This is a genomic window from Pseudomonas sp. S5D5 (assembly GCF_003013355.1).
Taxonomy (GTDB): domain Bacteria; phylum Pseudomonadota; class Gammaproteobacteria; order Pseudomonadales; family Pseudomonadaceae; genus Aquipseudomonas; species Aquipseudomonas aylmerensis.
Window position 1 is genome coordinate 2,696,259 of record NZ_PTEO01000001.1, and the last position, 14,696, is coordinate 2,710,954.

The 14,696-nt window shown below is 62.9% G+C and carries 12 protein-coding genes; 5 read left to right on the forward strand and 7 right to left on the reverse strand.

Annotated elements, in window-relative coordinates; translation table 11 throughout:
• Positions 1 to 5 precede the first annotated feature (5 nt).
• The 6 genes from C9990_RS12700 to C9990_RS12725 all read right to left on the reverse strand — a co-directional run bounded on the left by C9990_RS12700 (position 6) and on the right by C9990_RS12725 (position 7,049).
• On the reverse strand, positions 6 to 959 hold the full coding sequence (locus tag C9990_RS12700) for a sugar-binding transcriptional regulator (RefSeq protein ID WP_065907327.1): 954 nt from the start codon (positions 957 to 959) through the stop codon (positions 6 to 8).
• A 45-nt stretch (positions 960 to 1,004) separates the two neighbouring features.
• The gene (locus C9990_RS12705; RefSeq protein ID WP_106803489.1) at positions 1,005 to 1,805 is read right to left on the reverse strand and encodes a glucose 1-dehydrogenase; all 801 of its coding nucleotides are present in this window, start codon (positions 1,803 to 1,805) and stop codon (positions 1,005 to 1,007) included.
• An 11-nt stretch (positions 1,806 to 1,816) separates the two neighbouring features.
• Positions 1,817 to 2,581, reverse strand: a complete 765-nt coding sequence (locus C9990_RS12710) for an SDR family oxidoreductase (protein WP_106803490.1) — start codon at positions 2,579 to 2,581, stop codon at positions 1,817 to 1,819.
• 950 nt (positions 2,582 to 3,531) lie between these two features.
• Positions 3,532 to 5,043 carry a sugar ABC transporter ATP-binding protein gene (locus tag C9990_RS12715; protein WP_065907319.1) on the reverse strand — a complete coding sequence of 504 codons (1,512 nt, stop codon included), beginning with the start codon at positions 5,041 to 5,043 and terminating at the stop codon, positions 3,532 to 3,534.
• 15 nt (positions 5,044 to 5,058) lie between these two features.
• Positions 5,059 to 5,991 (reverse strand): sugar ABC transporter substrate-binding protein, encoded by a 933-nt coding sequence (locus tag C9990_RS12720; RefSeq protein ID WP_106803491.1) that lies wholly within the window; start codon positions 5,989 to 5,991, stop codon positions 5,059 to 5,061.
• 50 nt (positions 5,992 to 6,041) lie between these two features.
• Positions 6,042 to 7,049: an ABC transporter permease gene (locus tag C9990_RS12725; RefSeq protein ID WP_012724867.1), complete on the reverse strand. Its 1,008-nt coding sequence runs from the start codon at positions 7,047 to 7,049 to the stop codon at positions 6,042 to 6,044.
• Positions 7,050 to 7,409: 360 nt separating this feature from the next.
• Here C9990_RS12725 and C9990_RS12730 point away from each other — a divergent pair, with 360 nt between their 5' ends.
• Genes C9990_RS12730 through C9990_RS12740 form a run of 3 tightly spaced genes read left to right on the forward strand, consistent with a single transcriptional unit; the run spans position 7,410 to position 10,649 of the window.
• Positions 7,410 to 8,246, forward strand: coding sequence for a transketolase (locus C9990_RS12730; protein ID WP_065907316.1), 837 nt, complete (start codon positions 7,410 to 7,412; stop codon positions 8,244 to 8,246).
• Complete coding sequence (locus C9990_RS12735) at positions 8,236 to 9,168, forward strand: transketolase family protein (protein ID WP_106803492.1); 933 nt, start codon at positions 8,236 to 8,238, stop codon at positions 9,166 to 9,168. The genes C9990_RS12730 and C9990_RS12735 overlap by 11 nt, the downstream gene beginning before the upstream one ends.
• A 5-nt stretch (positions 9,169 to 9,173) precedes the next feature.
• Positions 9,174 to 10,649, forward strand: a complete 1,476-nt coding sequence (locus tag C9990_RS12740) for an FGGY family carbohydrate kinase (protein WP_106803493.1) — start codon at positions 9,174 to 9,176, stop codon at positions 10,647 to 10,649.
• A gap of 517 nt (positions 10,650 to 11,166) precedes the next feature.
• Here the strand turns inward: C9990_RS12740 and C9990_RS12745 are convergent.
• A complete protein-coding gene (locus C9990_RS12745) occupies positions 11,167 to 12,111 on the reverse strand; it encodes an aliphatic sulfonate ABC transporter substrate-binding protein (protein ID WP_106805641.1) in 945 nt (314 codons plus the stop codon).
• Positions 12,112 to 12,357: 246 nt separating this feature from the next.
• Between C9990_RS12745 and C9990_RS12750 the strand changes: the two genes are divergently transcribed.
• Both C9990_RS12750 and C9990_RS12755 read left to right on the forward strand, forming a co-directional pair.
• Positions 12,358 to 13,296, forward strand: coding sequence for an aliphatic sulfonate ABC transporter substrate-binding protein (locus C9990_RS12750; protein ID WP_106803494.1), 939 nt, complete (start codon positions 12,358 to 12,360; stop codon positions 13,294 to 13,296).
• Positions 13,293 to 14,618, forward strand: a complete 1,326-nt coding sequence (locus C9990_RS12755) for an LLM class flavin-dependent oxidoreductase (RefSeq protein WP_106803495.1) — start codon at positions 13,293 to 13,295, stop codon at positions 14,616 to 14,618. Before C9990_RS12750 ends, C9990_RS12755 begins: the two co-directional genes overlap by 4 nt.
• Positions 14,619 to 14,696: the final 78 nt, after the last annotated feature.

Below are 14,696 nucleotides of genomic sequence, written 5' to 3' on the forward strand. Positions count from 1 at the left end.
AGAGGTTATTGGTTGAGGGCCTGTGCGGTATCCAGGTCGGTAATCAGGATGTCCAGGTAGCCGCCCTTGAGCGCGCCACGAATCGCCTGGACCTTGTTCAGCCCGCCGGCCAGGCCCAGCACGCGGTGGATGCTGCGCAGCTTGGGCAGCGCCACCGACACCACGAACTCTTCATCTTCTTCCAGTACCGGCTTGCCCTGGGCGTCGAAGTAGCGCAGGCAGATATCGCCGACGGCACCGCGCTCGGCCAGCAGGCGCAGCATGTCTTCGGTGTAGTAGTTGCCGCTGTTGCGCAGCAGTTGCGAAGGCTCCAGGTCGCCGATGCCGACGATGGCCAGGGTGATGCTGTCAAAGCGTTGCAGCACTTCCTTGACCTCTTCCATCTGCACGATGCGCTGCTTGCTCTCCACCGATTGCTCGATGCTTTGCGAGGGCAGCAGGAACGCCGGGCAGTTGAGCAGGGTGGCCAGGCGCTGGGTCAGCAAGGTCGCTTCAAACGCGCCTTTGTTACCGACGCCACCCAACAGTTGTACCACTTCCTGGGCGCCTTGTTTGCCCGGTTGTGCATGCAGGTGGCCGACCATGGCGCGAATGGTGCTGCTCCACGACGAAATGCCGATGTGATCCTGCGGCGACAGGCTGGTCTCCAGGTAATGCGCGGCGGCCGAGCCGATGGCCTGCTTGATGCTTTCGTCATTGCCCGGTTCGGTGGCTTCGACCACGATCACCCGACGCACGCCATAGCGGCGCTGCAACTGGGTTTCCAGCTCCAGGTGCAGGCCTTGCAGGCGCATCACGCTGATCTTCACCACGCCTTCCTGCAGCGCCCGACGCAGCGCGCGGCTGATAAAGGATTGGGACAGGTCGAGCTGTGCGGAAATCTCGGACTGCTTGAGCCCTTCTTCGTAATAGAGGCTCGCGATCTTGGTGATCAGGCGCTGTTCTTCGATTTGGCTCATGAAGGCCTCAGTGGTGACATCAATGCGGGTGAGGATACCAAACCCTTACGACATGATCAGGCCGCCGTCGATATTGATCGCCTGGCCGGTCAGGTAGGCGGCATCGTCGGAGGCCAGGAACGCCACCAGGCCTGCCACATCCGAGGGTTTGCCGGCACGGCGCAGGGGGATGTTCTTGACCCATTCGGCCATCAATTCGCCTTTGCCGTAGCGTTTTTCCTCGGTGCTGAGGATCTCGCCCCACACGCGGTCGTTGTAGTCCCACATTTCGCTTTCGATGATGCCGGGGCAAAACGCGTTGACCGTGATGTTATGCCGTGCCAGTTCCAGCGCCAGGCTCTGGGTGATGCCGATCACGCCCATTTTGCTCGCGGCGTAGTGCGGCGTATAGATGAACCCCTGGCGGCCCTGGCCGGACGAGGTGTTGATCAGCCGCCCGCTGCCTTGCTTGACCATGTACTTGGCCGCTTCCCGGCAGCCCAGCCACACGCCGGTGGTGTTGACCTGCAGCACCTTGTCGAAGTCGGCGCGGGGCATTTTGTCGTAGTGGTCGATGGTGATGATGCCGGCGTTCTGCACCGACACGTCGATGCTGCCAAAGCGCGCGTGGCCTTCGCGGTAGAGCTTTTCAATGTCGTCTTCACGGGTGACGTCGATGGCCAGGGCCAGGGCGTCGACCTTGTATTCCCGGGCCAGTTGGTCGGCGGTGAAGGTCACGCGTTCCAGGTCATTGGAAGCCAGTACCAGGTTGGCGCCTTCCTGGGCGAAGCGCTCGGCAATGCCGGCGCCGATGCCACGGCAGGCGCCGGTGATCACGATGGTTTTACCGCTGAAACGTTGCGACATCACAAGACTCCTTACCAGCAGACGAAACCGCCATCGACCAGCAGGTCGACACCGGTGCAGAAAGACGAGGCCCGGCTGACCAGGAAAATCGCCGGGCCGACCATTTCTTCCACGCTGGCCATGCGGCCCATGGGCGTGGTCTGTTCAAAAATCTTCACCTGGTCGGCGACTTCCGGGCGCGAGTTCATCGGCGTCGCGGTGTAGCCGGGGCTGATGCAGTTGACCCGCAGGCCCTTGTCGGCCCATTCCATCGCCAGGCTTTTGCTCAGGTGAATCACCCCGGCCTTGGAGGTGTTGTAGTGCGCCTGCAGCAAGCCGCGGTTGACGATGCTGCCGGACATCGAGGCGATATTGACGATGGCGCCTTTGCCGCGCGGCAACATGACGGCGGCCTGGGCCTGGCAACTGAGGAAGATGCCCGTGAGGTTGATGTCCAGGGTGGTCTGCCAGCGCTGCAGCTCGAGGTCTTCGGCGGCCTGGGCGTTGGCGATACCGGCGCAGTTGACCGCCACGCTCAGCGGGCCGAGTTCGGTTTCGGTGCGAGCGACAGCGGCGTCCAGCGCGGCGCGCTCGGTGACGGTGCCGCTCAGGGCCAGGGCACGACGGCCCAATGCCTGGATGCGTTCTACGGTGCTGGCAATACCGGGGCTGCCGGGCAGGTCAAAACACGCCACATCGGCGCCGGCCTCGGCCAGCCCGACGGCGATGGCCTGTCCGATCCCGCTGCCTGCACCGGTGACAAAAGCGACTTGGCCCTGAAGACTGAAAAGTTGCATGGATGACTCCGTTATTCATGGTTATCAATACACCCCGCCTCGATCTGTCATTGGGGTGTGTCTGATTCAACGCGGGTGCCTGAGGGTGGGGCTGCTGCGCAGCCCAACGCGGGGCAAGCCCGCTCACCACAAGGGTCGCGCTTTTACCGTTGGATAGATGTCACTGTCGGCACCGCTGACGAAGGCGGCCTGGCCCTGAAGACTGAAAAGTGGCATGGATGACTCCCTTACTAATGGTTAGCAATACACCCCCGCCCCCCCTGTGGTGAGCGGGCTTGCCCCGCGTTGGGCTGCGAAGCGGCCCCTCGATCTGCCACCGGGGTGTGTCTGATTCAACGCAGGGGCCTGAGGGGGGCTGCTGCGCAGCCCAACGCGGGGCAAGCCCGCTCACCACAAGGGGCGCGCTTTTACCGTTGGATAGATGCCACTGTCGGTCCCGGTGACGAAGGCGACCTGGCCCTGAAGACTGAAAAGTGGCATGGATGACTCCCTTATTCATGGTTGGCAATACACCCCGCCCCCCCCTGTGGTGAGCGGGCTTGCCCCGCGTTGGGCTGCGAAGCGGCCCCTCGATCTGCCACCGGGGTGTGTCTGATTCAACGCAGGGGCCTGAGGGGGGCTGCTGCGCAGCCCAACGCGGGGCAAGCCCGCTCACCACAAAGGGTCGCGCTTTTACCGTTGGATAGATGCCACTGTCGGCACCGCTGACGAAGGCGGCCTGGCCATGATTACTGAAAAGCTGCATGGATGACTCCCTTACTCATGGTCGGCAATACACCCCCGCCCCCTGTGGTGAGCGGGCTTGCCCCGCGTTGGGCTGCGAAGCAGCCCCTCGATTCGCCACCGGGGTGTGTCTGATTCAACGCAGGGGCCTGAGGGGGGCTGCTGCGCAGCCCAACGCGGGGCAAGCCCGCTCACCACAAAAAGGGTGGCGCATCCATAGTTCGTGGTCATGCGGTGGCCATTTCCATCACCGAAACCGGTGTGGCCTCGCCACGTTCCAGAATCCCCATCTGTCGCCCCCGGCTCATTACCATCACCCGATGGGACAGCCCGAGCACTTCGTCCAGGTCGGAACTCACCACAATCACAGCCATGCCCTTGGCTGCCAGGTCCGCGATCACTTCATAAATCGCCGCGCGTGCACCCACGTCGATGCCGCGCGTGGGCTCGTCGAGGATGAACACCTTGGGATTGCGTGCCAGCCATTTGGCAATGATCACCTTCTGCTGGTTACCCCCGGACAGGCTGGATATCCGCGACTGCGGTGCCCCTTTAACACCCAGGCGCGCCACCGCCGTGCGCGCGAATTCGCGCAGCGGGGCAGGGAACACCCAACCGCGTTTATCCAGCAGGTCGGTGTTGCCGTAGATCAGGTTGTCTTCGATCCGATGCTCCACCACCACGCCTTGCTGCTTGCGGTCTTCGGGCACCAGCACCACGCCGGCCTGGATTGCCTCGAACGGCGAGCGCAGCTGGCGGACTTCACCGTCCAGCACCATATGGCCTTGGATATCCCGGGCCGCACCGGCGATGGTGCGCACCAGTTCGGTCCGCCCGGCGCCGACTACCCCGGCAATGCCGAACACCTCGCCGGCGCGCACGCTGAAGTCGATGCCGTGCAAGGCAAATTCGCGGCAGGTCAACTCCTTGACCTGCAGCATCACCCGCGCCTGGGGGGCCTGCAGCGTCGGGAAAATCCGCTCCAGGCTGCGTCCGACCATCTGCTCGACCAACTCACGCACCGGCACCTGGGCCGTGGCGTGCAGGGCGATCTGGCGACCGTCGCGCAGCACCAGCACGCGGTCGGCGATGCGCGCGATTTCTTCCAGGCGATGACTGATATAGATAAACGACACGCCCTCGGCCTTGAGCCGTTCCACCTGCTTGAACAGCAGCTCGGTTTCGTCGCCGCCCAATGCCGCGGTGGGCTCGTCGAGGATCAACAGGCTGGCCTTGAGGGTCAGCGCCTTGGCGATTTCCACCAGTTGCTGGGCCGCCACGCTCAGGCCTTCGACCTTGCGCGACGCCGGCACCTTGAGCCCCAGGCGCTCGAGCTGAATCTGCGCCTGCGCCTCCATGTACTCGCGGTCGACCCGCCCGTGACGCATGGGCAGGCGGCCGACGAAGATGTTTTCGGCGATCGACAGTTGCGGCAGCAGACGGATTTCCTGGTGGATCAGGCCGATCCCCGCACCCAGCGCGGCACCCGGTGATGCCGGCGCGTAGGGTGCGCCGAGCCAGGTCATGCTGCCGCCGGCCTCGGGTTGCACCAGGCCGGCGATGATCGACGACAAGGTCGACTTGCCCGCGCCGTTTTCACCGAGCAGGGCCAATACCTCGCCAGGGCGAATATCCACGTTGACCTGCGACAGCACCTGCACCGGCCCGTAGGCCTTGCTGATATTGCGCAGGCACAGCACCGCGTCAGGTTGAGCGGTGTCCAGAGCGGCTGCTTGCATGACGACCTCCGAGGCTTACGGGTGCTGTTGCAGGAACGGCGCGACGTTGTCTTTGGTGGTCAGCACGGTGGGCAGCAGTTGTTCCTTGGGCACGTCTTTGCCAGCCTTCAGGTCAATTGCCGAGGCCACGGCCAGGCGCCCCATTTTCTGCGTCTGCTGGGTCATGGTCGCGTTGAGCACACCACTTTCCACGGACTTGAGCCCGGCGACGTCGCCGTCAAAACCGACTACCACGACTTTGTGATCGAGGTTGCCGACTTTCACTGCCTGGGCCGCGCCCAATGCCATGGCGTCGGCGCGCCCGAAGAATACGGTGATGTTCGGGTCACGCTGGAGCAGGTCCTGGGCCACCGCGAAGCCTTTGTCCTGAGCCCATTCGGCGGGTTGCTGGGCGACCACCTTGAGGTCCGGGAAGGCTTTGAGGCCTTGTTCAAAGCCTTTGGCGCGGTCGTTTTCCGGCGTGGTACCGAGCTGGCCTTGCAGGATCGCAATGCGCCCCTTGCCGTCGGTGATCTTGCCCACGTACTCGGCCAGGGTCTTGGCGCCGGCCACGCTGTCGCTGGCGATAAACGTGTCGCCGGGTGCGTCGGGGGCGTTGCGGTCGACGGCGATCACCGGGATGCCGGCGGCCTTGGCGGCTTTGACCGGCACACCGGCGGCAGTAGCACCGGCCGGAATGTAGATCAGCACGTCGATCTGGCGGGTGATCAGGTCTTCAATCTGGCTGACCTGGGTCGAGGAGTTGCCCTGGGCGTCCACGGTGATCACCTTGATCCCCTTGGCCTTGCCCTCGGCTTCCACCGACTGCTTGATCTGGTTGAAGAAGTCGGCCTGCAGGTTGGCCACGGCCAGGCCGATGGTCAGGTCCTTGGCCCAGGTGGTGCCGGCGGCGCTGAGGGTCGCGGCAGCCAGGGCAGTGGCGATTAGCAGTTTCTTGGGGCTGAACATGTCGGTGACTCCTGGTTTTATTGTTGGAGGGTGTCAACTGTCGAACAGGTTTAACGGGCAGTGCTGGAGCGGCGTCGCAGGGTGTCGATGGTCACGGCGAGGGCGATGACCACGCCGATCACCACTTGTTGAATGAAGGGCGAAACGCCAAGCAGGTTGAGGCCATTGCGCAGCACGCCAATGATCAGCACCCCCACGAGGGTGCCACCGATACTGCCGACGCCACCGCTGAGGCTGGCGCCGCCAATTACCACGGCGGCGATGGCGTCCAGTTCCAGGCTCAGGCCGGCGCTGGGTTGGGACGAGTCGAGGCGGGCAGCCAGGGTCACGGCGGCAATGCCGGCGAGGGCACCGCTGATGGCGTACACCCAGAGCGTGATCGCGCGCACCTTGATGCCCGACAGGCGCGCCACTTCCGGGCTACCACCCATGGCGTACAGGTTGCGGCCGCCGGCACGAAAGCGCAGGAACACCCACGCCACCACCAGCATCACCAGGAACAGCCCGACGGTGGCCGAGAGAAAACCGAAATGCCGCACCGTCGCCAGGCTGGTGAACCAGTCCGGGTAACCGACGATCTGCCGGCCTTCGGTGAGGATATTCGCCAAGCCGCGGGCCACCGACATCATGGTCAGCGTGGCAATGAACGGCGGCAACTTGGCGTAGGTGATCAAGCCCCCGGAGACCAGCCCGGCCAGCATGCCGCTGGCAATTGAAATCGGGATGGCGAAGCCCAGCGGCACCGCCTGGTCCTGATAGAGCCAGCCGAGCATCATCATCGAGAAGGCCAGCACCGAGCCGACCGACAGGTCGATGCCGCCGATCACGATCACCGCCGTCATGCCGATCGCCAGGATGCCCAGCACCGTGACCTGATCGAGAATGTTCAGGCCATTGCGCAACGAGAAGAAGAATTCGGAGCTGAAGGAGAAGACCAGCACCAACAGCACTAGCCCGATCAACGGGCCGCCGATATTGCTGGGCAGCAGTTTCACCAGCCGTGGGCGGTGGGGCGGCTTGAGTTCGGCCGGGTGCTGGACAATCGCTTTGGCGTCCACAGTGTTCTCCTGATTTATTTTTTTTGGAGTGCTTTCAGGTCGCTTGAATATTTATGCGTGCCTGACTGTTAATTCAGATTCCAGTGCCACTGCGTCAAAGTCAAGCGCTTAATTTTTCATGTGTGCCTCTAAACCGCAGCTTTTATACGCCTCAAAGCCACGGGATAGATAACCCCGGGTGGGATTTTCGCCGTCTGTCCGAGCGGCTTTTGCGCGACTTATTTCATTTTTCAGCGAATCACTCACTTGACCTGCTGGCGGATCGGCGTCTAAATAGAAATATATTGTCACTGCTGAATAAATATTCAAAACAGCTTTCGGCACTTTCACCTCGCGTGGTCAGCCCACAGGAGCCGCTGCATGAATGCCTTCCAGTACGACGCCCACCAGATCAAAGAACAGGCCCGCCTGATCCGGCGCCACGTGATCCGCCTGAATGCCGACTCACCGGCCGGCGGGCACACCGGGGCTGATCTGTCGGAAACCGACATCCTCGCCACGCTGTATTTCCGCATCCTCAATACCGGCCCGGAACGCACCGAAGACCCTGAGCGCGATATCTATATCCAGAGCAAGGGCCATGGCGTCGGCGGTTTGTATTGCTGCCTGGCGCAGGCGGGCTACATCCCGACCGACTGGTTGCCTACCTACCAGCACTTCAATTCGCACTTGCCGGGTCACCCGGTGCGGCAGAAAACCCCCGGTATCGAACTCAACACCGGCGCCCTCGGCCATGGTTTGCCGGTGGCGGTGGGGTTGGCGTTGGCGGCGAAAATGTCCGGCAGCAAAAAGCGCATCTACGTGCTGACCGGCGACGGCGAGCTGGCTGAAGGTTCCAACTGGGAAGCCGCAATGGCGGCGGCCAAGTACGGCCTGGATAACCTGTTTGTGATCGTCGACAAGAACAAGCTGCAGCTGGCGGGGTTGACTGCCGAGATCATGCCGCTGGACCCGCTGGATGTGAAATGGGCCGCCTTCGGCTTTCGTGTCAGTGAGTGCGACGGCAACGACGTCGGCCAGTTGATCGACGCCCTCGAAGACATGCAGACCCACACCGGCGCGCCCCAGGTGCTGATCGCCCACACCATTAAAGGCAAGGGCGTGTCGTTTATCGAAGCCCGTCCCGAATGGCACCACCGCGTGCCCAAGGGTGACGAAATCAATGCGGCACTGGAGGAGTTGAGTCATGGCGAGTGAACATCTGGCGAGCGTCATGGTGCAGGCGTTTATTGATGCGGTCGATGCAGGGCTGGACGTGGTGCCCGTGGTCAGCGACTCCACCTCCACGGCCAAGATCGGCCCGTTTTCCCAGCGCTTTCCCGAGCGCCTGATCAACGTCGGCATTGCCGAACAGTCGCTGGTCAGCGTCGCGGCGGGCCTGGCGCTGGGTGGCAAGATTGCCGCCACCTGCAACGCGGCGCCGTTTCTGATCTCGCGCGCCAATGAGCAGATCAAGGTCGACGTCTGCTACAACCAGGCCAACGTCAAGATGTTCGGCCTGAATGCCGGCACCAGCTATGGTCCGCTGGCCAGCACCCACCACAGCCTTGACGATATTTCGGTGATGCGTGGCTTTGGCAATGTGCAGATTTTCGCGCCGGCCGACGCGATCGAGTGCCGCCAGATCGTCGATTACGCGCTGCGCTACCACGGCCCGGTGTACATCCGTCTCGATGGCAAAGCCTTGCCGGATGTGCACGGCGCCGATTACCAATTCGTGCCGGGGCAGGTGGATATCCTGCGCCAGGGCGCCGATGTGAGCATCGTCGCCCTGGGGTCGGTGGTGCACGAGGCAGTGGATGCCGCGGCGTTGCTGGCGGAACAGGGGATCCAGGCGCAGGTGATCAATCTGTCGTCGATCCGGCCGCTGCAGCGTGACGTCCTGCTCAGTGCTTTGAGCGGCACCCACGCGGTCATCACCGTGGAAGAACACAACATCAACGGCGGCATCGGCAGCCTGGTTGCCGAAGTGCTGGCCGAGGCCGGGCTGGGTATCGCGCTGATCCGCCTGGGCATCGGTGACGGCGAATACGCCGCCGCCGGCGCCCGTGAACCGACCCGCGCCTTGCATAACATCGACGCGGCTGGGATCGTGGCGGCTGCCACTCGGTTGCGGTGACCCCCATGAATAACCACACTCCGCTGATCCTGGCGATAGACGAAGGCACCAGCAACGCTAAGGCGGTGCTGGTCAACGCGCTCGGGCAGGTGATTGCCCGCGGCTCGCGGCCGTTGAGCGTCAGCCATCCGCAGGCCGGGTTTTCCGAACAGGATCCGCTGTTCATCTGGCACAGCACCCTGGCTGCGATTGAAGAATGCCTGGCCCAGGTGGATCGTCCGATCACCGCCTTGGCCATCAGCAACCAGCGCGAATCGGTGGTGGCCTGGGACAGGCGCACGGGCGAGCCGGTGTCGCCGTGCATCAGTTGGCAATGTCGACGCTCCACCGCGTTGTGCGCCCAGCTGCATGAGCAGGGGCATGAAGCTGTGATCCTGGAAAAAACCGGGCTGGCGCTGGACCCGATGTTCTCCGCCGGAAAGTTTCGCTGGATTCTCGACACCCTTGAAGACGGTCACGCCCGCGCGGCTGCCGGCGAGATCTGCCTGGGTACCGTCGACAGCTGGCTGCTGTGGAAACTCAGCGGCGGCCAGGTGTTCGCCACCGACTATTCGAATGCCGCGCGCACCCAGCTGTTCAACCTGCACACCTGCGCCTGGGACCCTGAGTTGCTGGCGCTGTTCGACATTCCTCTGGCGGCCCTGGCGCCGATCCGCCCGAGCGCGGGTTTCTTTGCCGAGACCGTCGCGCTGGGCGGCTTGCCTGCGGGCATCCCGGTGATGTCGATGATCGGCGATTCCCACGCCGCGCTGTACGGGCAGGGCGGTTTTGCCCCGGGCTTGGTCAAGGCCACCCTCGGCACCGGTTCTTCGTTGATGACGCCCATGAAGGGGCCGATCGCGTCCACGCACGGTCTTTCGACCACGCTGGCCTGGCATGACGGCAGCCAAGCCACCTTTGGCATGGAAGGCAATATCGTGCACACCGGCGCGGCGGTGCAATGGGCCTCGCGCCTGGTGGCGGGTGAGTCGCTGGATGCGTTGACTGAACAGGCCGCGCAACTGCCGGACAATGGCGGCGTGTACTTTGTGCCGGCGCTGTCCGGGTTGGGCGCGCCGCACTGGAAGGCCGATGCGCGCGGGTTGATCTGCGGGCTGACCGAAGCGACGTCTGGTGCGCATATCCTGCGTGCTTCGCTGGAGTCCATCGGCTATCAGATTCGCGATGTGTTCGAGGCGATGCAGCAGGACATTGGCAGTCCGCTCAAGGAGTTGTGGGTCGACGGCGGCGCCACGCGCAACCGCTGGCTGATGCAGTTCCTGGCCAACCTGCTGCAACGCCCGGTGGTGCGCAGCCTATCGCCGGAAGTCTCGGCGCTGGGCGCGGCGCACCTGGCCGGACGAGCCTTGGGAGTGTGGGCGAGCGATGCAGCGCTGGCGCAATTGGAGCGACAGCGCGAGCGGTTCGAGCCGCAGGATGACCCGGCGATGGCAGGTCGTTACGCCGAATGGAAAAAGGCCCTGGCCCGCACACTGCTCTAAGGGTGTATGCAGCTCAAAAATGTGGGAGCGGGCTTGCTCGCGAATGCAGTCTTTCAGTCGAAGATGTATTCGTTGAACCACCGTTTTCGCGAGCAAGCCCGCTCCCACAGTTGATTGAGTCACTGCTTGGAGAGGGTATGGAGATCAAAAGTGTGGGAGCTGGCTTGCCAGCGATAGCGGTGGTTCAGCAATGAAGAGGTGGCTGACGGGTCGCCATCGCAGGCAAGCCCGCTCCCACAGTTGATCGAGTCACAGCGTGTAGGGTGTATGCAGATCAAAAATGTGGGAGCTGGCTTGCCAGCGATAGCGGTGGTTCAGTAATGAAGAGGTGGCTGACGGGGCGCCATCGCAGGCAAGCCAGCTTCTACAGTTGATCAAATCACGGCTTGGACAGGGTATGGAGATCAAATTGTGGGAGCGGGCTTGCTCGCGAATGCAGTCTTTCAGTCGAAGATGTATTCATTGAACCACCGCTTTCGCGAGCAAGCCAGCTCCCACAGTTAGACCGTGCCCGGCCTCAGGGCTTCCAGGTCTGTACATCCTTGGCGTCTACCGCCTTGGGCAGCAAGCCGGCCTTGAAGAACGCATCGGCAATCTTCTGCTGCTCACCCAACTGATCGAGCGTCACCGGTTGCACCTGATAACTGCGGTGCGCATTGGCCGCTTCTACGGTGGCCACGTCCAGGTTGCCCCACAACGGGCCGAGGATTTTCGCCGCGTCCTGCGGGTTTTTCTTCACCCACTCGCCGGTTTTCTCCAGCTGCGCGTACACCACTTTCAACACCTGCGGATGCGCCTTGGCGTACGGCGTCCCGGTCAGGTAGTAACGCTTGTAACTGGCCAGCCCGGCGCCGTCCGCCAAGGTGCGTGTCGGCAATTGACGCTGCACGCTGGTCAGGAAGGGTTCCCAGGTGACCCACGCATCCACCTTGTTGTTCTCGAACGCCGCGCGACCATCGGCCGGCGACAGGTACGCAGGCTCGATATCCGAGAAGGCCAGCCCCGCCTTGGCCAGCGCCGCGATCAGCAAATAGTGGGTGCCGGCCGCCTTGGTCACCGCGATTTTCTTGCCTTTCAAATCCGCCAGTTGCTGGATCGGCGAATCCTTGCGCACCACGATGGCCTGGGCCGAAGGCGAGGGCGCTTCCTGGGCGAAGTAGGTGAGTTTGGCCTGGGCCGCCTGGGCGAAGATCGGCACGGTATCCGCCACATCGGCGCTGATGTCGACGTTGCCCACGTTCAGCGCTTCGAGCAGCGGCAGGCCGCTGGGGAACTCGTGCCAGCTCACATCAATGTTGTCGGCCTTGAGGGCTTGTTCCAGGGTGCCCTGGGTTTTCAGCAGGGTGATCAGGGTCGAGGATTTCTGGTAGCCGATGCGCAGGGTTTCCTGGGCTTCGGCGCTGATGGCAACGGAAAAGGCCAGCAACCCTAAAACGACGGCGAGGGGACGGCGAATGGACATGGCGAGCTCGATCTTCAGCGAAATATCGCCAAGCATAAAGTTCTAAAAACTATTCGATAAATACTCTTTCGATCTTAGCTTAGGGCGCTTTTCGCACAGTCCTGCGAATTCGGCATAACCATAGAATTATAGAGTTCTTTCATAATTGCTCGTCATTAATATAATCAAGTTCGCTTATTTGCCAGGCCTTATGCCGCGTTTTGGCATATGCAGCTTCTTTCACTTCTTCTATGCCAAGGCCTTTTCATGACGTTCAAAAAACTCATTCTCGCCGCCAGCCTGCTGTTTGCCGCAGCGGCGGCCCATGCCGAGCAGACCCTGGATATCAGCTACCAGCGCTCATCCACCCTGTGGATCCTGCTCAAGCAAAATGGCCAGCTGGAACAGCGCCTCAAGCCGCTGGGGTTCACGGTCAACTGGCATGAATTCAGCACCGGTCTGCTCAGCTCGTTGAACGCCGGCAGCGTCGACCTGCATGCCGATGTGGCCGACGCCTTCGCCTTGTTCACCCAGGCCGCCGATGCGCCGCTGATTTACTACGCGCAGGAAAACGCGTCGCCCGGCGCGCAGGCGATCATCGTGCAGGATAAATCGCCGATCCACAGCGTTGCCGACCTCAAGGGCAAGACCGTCGCCGTGTCCAAAGGCTCGGGCAGCAATTTCCTGCTGATCAGTGCGCTGAAAAAAGCTGGGCTGACCCTTGCCGATATCACCCCGCGTTACCTCGAAGCCCCCGACGGCGGCGCGGCGTTCGCCAATGGCAGCGTGGACGCCTGGGTGATCTGGGACCCGTTCTACGCGACCCAGCAACTCGACCACCACGCGCGCGTGATTGCCGACGGCAGCGACGGCCTGGCCAATTACAACCGCTTCTACCTGGCCACGACCCGGTTCGCGAAGGCGCATCCGGACGTGTTGCAAGTGACGTTCGACACCCTGCGCGAGACCGGCCAATGGGTCAAAGCCCATCCCAAGGAGGCCGCTGAAATTCTCGGTCCGCTGTGGGGCAACATCGCTCCGGCCACGGTGGAGCGCGCCAACAGCCGACGCAGCTACGACATCATCCCGGTCAAGGTGGACAACCTCGCCGAACAGCAACGCATCGCCGATTACTACTACGCCGCCAAGCTGATTCCCAAGCCGCTGAAAGTCTCTGATATCACCGTGTGGACGCCGAAGCCATGAGCCGCCAGATCCACTTGTCAGCCTTCCTGCTCAGCGGCCCCGTGGTGCACAGCCATGCGGTGTGGCGCCATCCGGAAACTGTCGGCAATTACCTCGATCCCGAGTACTACGCGCGAGTGGCCAAGGTGGTGGAGGAGGGGCTGTTCGACTTTCTGTTCTTCGCCGATCGCCTGGCGGTGGGTGACCAGATGGGCGGCTCCCGCGAGTTGGCCTTGCGCTACGGCGCCCAGGACGCCACGCGCCTCGACCCGCTGCCGATCCTCTCCTACCTGATCGGCCAGACCCGCAAGTTGGGCCTGGGTGCGACGCGGTCCACTACCTATTACGAACCGGCACACATCGCCCGCGAGTTTGCCACCCTCGACCACCTGTCCAAGGGCCGCGCGGCCTGGAATATCGTCACCTCGATGAACGACAGCGAAGGGCGCCTGTTTGGCAAGGACAAGCACCTGGAACACGACCTGCGCTATGACCGCGCCGATGAATTTGTCGAAGTCGCGCTGAAGCTCTGGAGCAGCTGGGGCAAGGACGCATTGAAGCTCGATCGTGCCAGCGGCGTGCTCGCCGACCCGGCGTTGATCCAGTCGGTGCAGCACCAGGGCGAGTGGTTCAAGGTCGAGGGCCCGCTGAATATTCCGCGCACGCCCCAGGGGCGGCCAGTGCTGATCCAGGCCGGCTCCTCCGGACGTGGCCGTCGGTTCGGCGCGCGCTGGGCCGAAGCGATTTTCACCATTCACCCGCACCTGGCAGCCATGCGCGCGTTTCGCGATGACGTACGCGCGCAGGTCGTGCAGCAAGGCCGCGAGGCCGACAGTTGCAAGGTGCTGACAGCGGTGATGCCGTTCATTGGCGGCAGCGAAGCCGAAGCCCGCGCCAAGCGCGACCGGCACAACGCCCTGGCGCGTCCCGAGCTGGGCCTGGTGACGCTGGCTTCGCAGTTGAATGTGGACCTGTCGCCCTTCCCGTTGAGCGCCACGCTGGCGGAAATCGCGCAGTCACCGCTGATCCATCCGGCTGCTGCGGAAAAGCTGCTGATGCAAGGCCCGCAGACCACCCTGGAACAACTCGGCCGGATCTTCGCCAGCAGCGTGCGCGTGCCGCAACTGGTAGGCACCGGCGCGCAGATCGCCGACCAACTGGCCGAACTGTTCGAGCAGGGCGGTTGCGACGGGTTTGTGATTTCGCCGGGGTATTTGCCGGGGTCGTTTACTGAGTTTGTCGAGAGTGTGATTCCGCACCTGCAGCGCAAAGGCTTGTTCCGCAAAGCGTATGAGGGCTCCACGCTGCGCGAGCACTTGGGACTGGCTGACCTGCAGGCCTGACCGCAACTTGCGCGACACACGCACTTTTTTGTGGGGGCCGAGCTTTTTTTGTGGTGAGCAGTTTTTTTGTGATGAACG

Bases quoted from the DNA above. Each gene is read 5' to 3' on its own strand.
- C9990_RS12710 (WP_106803490.1), bottom strand. From the start codon at position 2,581: ATGCAACTTTTCAGTCTTCAGGGCCAAGTCGCTTTTGTCACCGGTGCA.
- C9990_RS12740 (WP_106803493.1), top strand. From the start codon at position 9,174: ATGAATAACCACACTCCGCTGATCCTGGCGATAGACGAAGGCACCAGC.
- C9990_RS12735 (WP_106803492.1), top strand. From the start codon at position 8,236: ATGGCGAGTGAACATCTGGCGAGCGTCATGGTGCAGGCGTTTATTGAT.
- C9990_RS12750 (WP_106803494.1), top strand. From the start codon at position 12,358: ATGACGTTCAAAAAACTCATTCTCGCCGCCAGCCTGCTGTTTGCCGCA.
- C9990_RS12715 (WP_065907319.1), bottom strand. From the start codon at position 5,043: ATGCAAGCAGCCGCTCTGGACACCGCTCAACCTGACGCGGTGCTGTGC.
- C9990_RS12730 (WP_065907316.1), top strand. From the start codon at position 7,410: ATGAATGCCTTCCAGTACGACGCCCACCAGATCAAAGAACAGGCCCGC.
- C9990_RS12745 (WP_106805641.1), bottom strand. From the start codon at position 12,111: ATGTCCATTCGCCGTCCCCTCGCCGTCGTTTTAGGGTTGCTGGCCTTT.
- C9990_RS12755 (WP_106803495.1), top strand. From the start codon at position 13,293: ATGAGCCGCCAGATCCACTTGTCAGCCTTCCTGCTCAGCGGCCCCGTG.
- C9990_RS12705 (WP_106803489.1), bottom strand. From the start codon at position 1,805: ATGTCGCAACGTTTCAGCGGTAAAACCATCGTGATCACCGGCGCCTGC.
- C9990_RS12720 (WP_106803491.1), bottom strand. From the start codon at position 5,991: ATGTTCAGCCCCAAGAAACTGCTAATCGCCACTGCCCTGGCTGCCGCG.
- C9990_RS12700 (WP_065907327.1), bottom strand. From the start codon at position 959: ATGAGCCAAATCGAAGAACAGCGCCTGATCACCAAGATCGCGAGCCTC.